This is a genomic window from Dyadobacter sp., assembly GCF_051859145.1.
Lineage (GTDB): Bacteria > Bacteroidota > Bacteroidia > Cytophagales > Spirosomataceae > Dyadobacter.
The window spans coordinates 1-4,498 of record NZ_JBHYGF010000012.1 but is presented as its reverse complement, the minus strand read 5'-3'; the positions used below and the strand labels follow the sequence as shown (position 1 = coordinate 4,498).

Genomic DNA, 4,498 nt, shown 5'->3' with positions numbered 1-4,498 from the left:
TCCGACGCTTCTTTTTCGACACCGATTCTTTTAGTGTGCGTAAAGATATTCTGCTCAGCCGCCACAATGAACACCGCATTTTGTTCTCCAAATCCTGCGCGGCAATCTACTATTCCCTGTTCGATCAGCTCAGCTTCCGGAACCTGGTTTTAATTCAAAATATTTTCTTGCTGGGCTTCTTTGCCTTGTTACTCCGCATTATCGGCCACAGCAAGCTGCTGAGTCCCGAAATCGTACTTATATCCTCTATTTTCCTTTTCAGTCTGGCTTTCTGGCAGGTTACATTCTACTACTGGGGAGGAATTCAGCATTATACCGTCTTTTTCTTCTCATTTCTAAGTTTGTACACAGCCAGTAAGGCGGACAAACTGGTGAGCGGCTACTTTTTTTTGAGTCTGATTGCCGCCACGCTCGCAGTGATTTCATTTGGAAACGGATTTATCGCATTGTTTCTGGGCGGCTTTATCTTGCTGATACAAAGGAATTGGGCGATGCTCGGGGTATGGGCTGTACTTGCATTGATCATGCTCGGTATCACCTTCCTTAACATGCCAATTGGGAATGCAGCGGGCAAAGTGCCTTTCAATATCGAATGGATGGCGCGTTTGTTGTTTACGTTCCTGGGAAGCTTTGTTTATCTCAACCCCGGTTCGGGACAGGTTGGGAATATTGTGGTTTGTATGGGCGTAGGATTTATAGTAATGCTAATCTGGCTCTGGCTTTTTTTAAAGGGTTATGCATTTAAAAATCCATTGCTGTACAGCTTACTGTCGCTGCCCATTCTCACTGGTATCATTGTTGCTATTTCACGTTTTGATGCAAAGGCTGGTGGCGGTATAGCGCCGCGTTATATGTTTTTTACCGCGACCATCCCGATCATGCTGATACTTATATTCCTGGACTTAAAGATCATTAAACCGGCTTTTCTAAAATATATAGCGGGATTTGGCCTGGTGCTCTGGGGTTTTGTTTATTTCAACAATCTGCGTGAGCTGAAAAAGACGAATAACGAAGTGGTTACTACCATTCAACAGTGGCAGCAGGATCATAGCACACCGCTGGTCTATTACCGTGACGCGGCGGCATATTCCGAAATAATGTCGTGGGCGGTCGATAATAAGGTGATCAGGATTCCCGAAAATTCAAGATGAATAACCAATGATGAATAGTAAAAATGGCAAAGTAATTTGCGGGAAGCAGCCTCTAACTATTAAATTGCGGCATTTTTCAGTTAAATCTATATACACATTATGATATCAGTGGCCATGTGTACTTACAACGGCTCGAAGTTTATTTCAGGGCAGTTAAGGAGTATTGCTGACCAAACTTTGTCTGTCGACGAGTTGGTAGTTTGTGACGACGGTTCGAAAGACAATACGATCGAAATCATCAGAAAATTTGCTGAAACAAGTGGGTTTCCTGTCAGGATATATGTAAATGAGCAAAACCTGGGTTCCACCAGGAACTTTGAAAAATGCCTTTCACTATGCGAGGGAGATATCATTTTTCTCTGCGATCAGGACGATCTCTGGCGTGACGACAAAGTTGAAAAGCAGGTTACTTACCTGACCCAGCACCCCGATATCGACGCGGTTTTCAGCGACGCGATCATGATTGATGATGATTCGAAACCAATCGGCAGGAATATCTGGGAGGAAATCGAATTCAATGCAGCTGGTAAGGCAAAATGGAAAAAAGGGAAACCACACGAGATCCTTTTTCACGGATTTGTTGTGACGGGCGCCACGCTAACTATTCGCAAATCTTGCCTTGCAAGACTTACCCCATTTCCAACCCACGTACCCGACCTGATCCACGACGCCTGGATTGCGATGGTACTGAGCCTGGAAAACAAAATAGACTTTATCACCGAGCCGCTGATTTCCTATCGCATCCATTCCAGTCAGCAGGTTGGTTTTGGTGGTAAAACCGAGAAAGTGCACCTGAAAGACAGGTTCGTCAGAGACCGGAAAAAGAAGCTGGAACCTCTGGCAGAAAAAGCGGCCAAATTGAATGATATGTACCTGTTGCTCCGGGCGCTGCCTTTTGTACCGCGTGAGAAGCTGATCAAGTTGTATTTATCGCAGCGTCACTTTTCAAGCCGCGCTTCCCTGCCCGATAATCGTGTAAAAAGGTTTACACCCATTGTAAATCAGGTATTAAGGGGATATTACCGGTTCAGCAGCAAAGATTGGTGGCTGCCTGCAATCGGGGATTTATTGGAATAAATACAATAATTAAGAGTGAAAGCAGATCAGGAAAAAGCCCCAGCAGCGGTTGTGATCCCAGTTTACCAAACCGGTCTGACTGACGGAGAAGCCATTTCCCTGCGGCAATGTGCAAAAGTACTGTCTGCCTATCCGATCATCATCGTTAAGCCTGAGAGCCTGGTGCTAGGCCCGGAGTTCGACGCTATTCCTTCCATTCAGCAGGTTTCCTTTCAGGATGAATGTTTCAATGGAATTGCCGCGTATAACCGTCTGCTCACTTCCATTGATTTTTATCAAAAATTTGCTGCCTATCAGTACATCCTGATTTACCAGCTGGATGCTTATGTGTTCCGGGATGAACTTTCGGCCTGGTGCGCCAAAGGCTACGATTACATCGGCGCGCCATCTTTACACCAGCCTGCATTCGATTCTTTGAATGCACAGCAGGCGCAGCAATTTGCCGATGCATTGACCAAAAACCGCATTGTTTTAAATGGCGGACTTTCGCTCCGGAAAGTGGATACATTTATCCGCTACCTGAAAATATACCGCACTTTTTACCCGGAATGGAAGGGAAATGAAGATATGCTGTTTTCCCAGGAGGCAACGCGGCTGATCCCAATGAAGCTGTTTATGAAGCAGCCTTCGTGGCGCGAGGCGCTGGAGTTTGCATTTGAAAAAAGTCCCGCAGCCACTTACGAGCTCACAAACCACCGCCTGCCATTTGCCTGTCACGCCTGGGAACGCTACGATCCCGCATTCTGGAACCGCTTTATTCCTGAAAATCAGTAAGCTCCGTACTTTAACAATTTTTAACAAACTAACAGCTCCCTACGGGCGTTCTTGCAGTTGTTTAATTTAATTAGTTAAAAGTCATGAATTTCAGATCGTTTCTGGCATTAGCATTTGCCATTACACTTTCCTTGAATGATACTTTCGGACAGGTTACCGAAAACCCGAAAGTCGATGAGCAGTCCGCGCCGTACGTCAAAATAAGGCGCGTTGAATTAACCGACGAGTACACAATTATTCATCTCCGGTTCGTGGACAAAGGATCAGGTATTCCGCAGCAGCCACAAGGTATTCCATTCCGGTTCAATCCTAAGCAAGGCATGGGACAAGGGTCAAGTCAGATTTGGCTGGATCCCGAAACACGGTTGTACAAGCCGGGAGAAATTGAAAAAAAGTTTAAGTTTATCAAAGCTGAAAATATCCCGACCAACTCTACCAAGAAGGTTAGCCTTGGCGACACCGTCAATTTCGTTGCTTATTTTGAGCGGCTAAGTCCGGGTATTGAAGAATTTGATTTCTACGAAGGCCGGAGTTCACAAGGAACGCAGTCGTGGAACTTCTATGGAATTCAAATCAAAAATCCGCTCAAAAAGCAGCCGCAGAAAGCAGAGCAAGCCAGTGCAAAAGCAAAGGCGCCTGTGAAAAAGCCTGCCACCGAACCCGCTATACCTAAAAACGAGCCCCAAAAAGAGGAAAACACAAACGAAAGCGGAGTGGCTGTTTTCAGGGGAACTGTTTACAATGCCAAAACAAAACAGCCTATTGCTGCGGAGATCAGGTATGTGGAAAATGGGGATTCATTACAAATCAAATCCTCATCGGGTAAGTACAAAATCGGTCTGGATCCCTCTGAAAAGTACGATTTCCGGGTTACAGCGAAAGGTTTTTACAGTACAAGCTACAATATAAGTCCGGCCGACTCCATTGGAAAAGCTACATTCAGCCGCGACTTCTACCTGAATCCGCTTGCTGTTGGTGAAACCATCACCATGCCGAATATCTACTTCGAAACTTCCAAATTCGCATTGCTGCCTGAATCCTACGGAGAGCTGGACAGGCTGGCAGACATGATGAAGGAGAATAAAAACATCCGTATCCGCATTGAAGGCCACACAGATAATGTAGGTGATTTTGACAAAAACCTGGAACTATCACGAAAAAGGGCCGAGTCAGTTCAGGCGTATCTGGTAGAAAAAGGAATAGAATCCAACCGCATTGAAGCAAAAGGCTACGGAGCCACCCGCCCGTTAAGTCAAGGCAGCGCCGAGGAGAGACGTAAGAACAGGAGAGTGGAGTTTGTGATTACGGAGGCGTAATCCCTTGTGACACTGAGTCTCCCCACTTTTTGTCATCCTGAGCATTACCCTTTCTCTCACTGGGCGGAGCTCTTTTGTAACACTGAGTGTCACCTTTGTCACACTGATTTCTATGATAAAACCAAGTGATCGTTATAGGTTGCTTGGTTTTTTATTAGGGCAAAGATGATGTGGACGATT

4 protein-coding genes are annotated in these 4,498 nt (G+C 45.6%); all 4 read left to right on the top strand.

Annotated elements, in window-relative coordinates; all coding sequences use genetic code 11:
- Nucleotides 1-1,151, top strand: a 1,151-nt coding sequence (locus tag ACTIE6_RS01300; RefSeq protein ID WP_439554903.1) for a hypothetical protein, incomplete at its 5' end; no start/stop codon positions are given.
- Between the two features lie 114 nt (nt 1,152-1,265).
- Nucleotides 1,266-2,228, top strand: a complete 963-nt coding sequence (locus tag ACTIE6_RS01295; RefSeq protein ID WP_439554902.1) for a glycosyltransferase family 2 protein — start codon at nt 1,266-1,268, stop codon at nt 2,226-2,228.
- Nucleotides 2,229-2,243: 15 nt separating this feature from the next.
- A complete protein-coding gene (locus ACTIE6_RS01290) occupies nt 2,244-3,002 on the top strand; it encodes a DUF5672 family protein (protein ID WP_439554901.1) in 759 nt (252 codons plus the stop codon).
- An 83-nt stretch (nt 3,003-3,085) separates the two neighbouring features.
- Nucleotides 3,086-4,318 (top strand): OmpA family protein, encoded by a 1,233-nt coding sequence (locus ACTIE6_RS01285; RefSeq protein WP_439554900.1) that lies wholly within the window; start codon nt 3,086-3,088, stop codon nt 4,316-4,318.
- Nucleotides 4,319-4,498 lie beyond the last annotated feature (180 nt).

Coding starts and splice junctions, on each gene's coding strand:
- ACTIE6_RS01295 (WP_439554902.1), top strand. CDS start 1,266: ATGTGTACTTACAACGGCTCGAAGTTTATTTCAGGGCAGTTAAGGAGT.
- ACTIE6_RS01285 (WP_439554900.1), top strand. CDS start 3,086: ATGAATTTCAGATCGTTTCTGGCATTAGCATTTGCCATTACACTTTCC.